Origin of the sequence: Acidisphaera sp. L21, from assembly GCF_009765685.1 — a bacterium.
In the GTDB taxonomy this organism is placed as follows: domain Bacteria; phylum Pseudomonadota; class Alphaproteobacteria; order Acetobacterales; family Acetobacteraceae; genus LMUY01.
This window is the reverse complement of the sequence record NZ_LMUY01000097.1, coordinates 1-499: the sequence shown is the minus strand read 5'-3', so window position 1 is coordinate 499 and position 499 is coordinate 1. Positions and strand designations below refer to the sequence as shown.

The 499-nt window shown below is 65.9% G+C and carries 1 pseudogene; it reads left to right on the top strand.

The features are described from left to right. A pseudogene (locus tag GSQ76_RS19800) lies at nucleotides 1–499 on the top strand (ATP-binding cassette domain-containing protein); the annotation flags it as partial.

Sequence of the window (499 nt, the reverse complement as noted above, 5' to 3'; positions counted from 1 at the left end):
GACGGTGGGGCGGGAAAGCGGCTGCGGCAAGTCCAGCCTGGGCAAAACCGTGCTGCGGCTCATCCCGGCCGCGTCCGGCCGGGTGATGCTGGATGGGAGGATATCCTACCACTAGGCGGTCGGGCGCTGGCGCCGCATCGGCGGCGGATGCAGATGGTGTTCCAGGATCCGTCCGCGTCGTTGAACCCACGGCAGACGCTGCGCAAGCTGCTGGAAACGCCGTTGAAGGTGCATGGTGTGGCAGACCGGTCGGCGCGGGTTGCCGAGTTGCTCGACCGGGTGGGGCTGGAGCGCGGGGCGTTGAACCGCCTGCCACACGAATTCAGCGGCGGGCAGCGCCAGCGGATCGGCATTGCACGGGCGCTGGTGCTGCGGCCCGAATTGCTCGTGTGTGACGAGCCGGTCTCCGCCTTGGATCTATCGATCCAGGCGGGGATTCTAAATCTGTTGGCGGACCTGAAGGATGGTGTCCGTCAATGTGGTGGAATTTGTGGTGTAG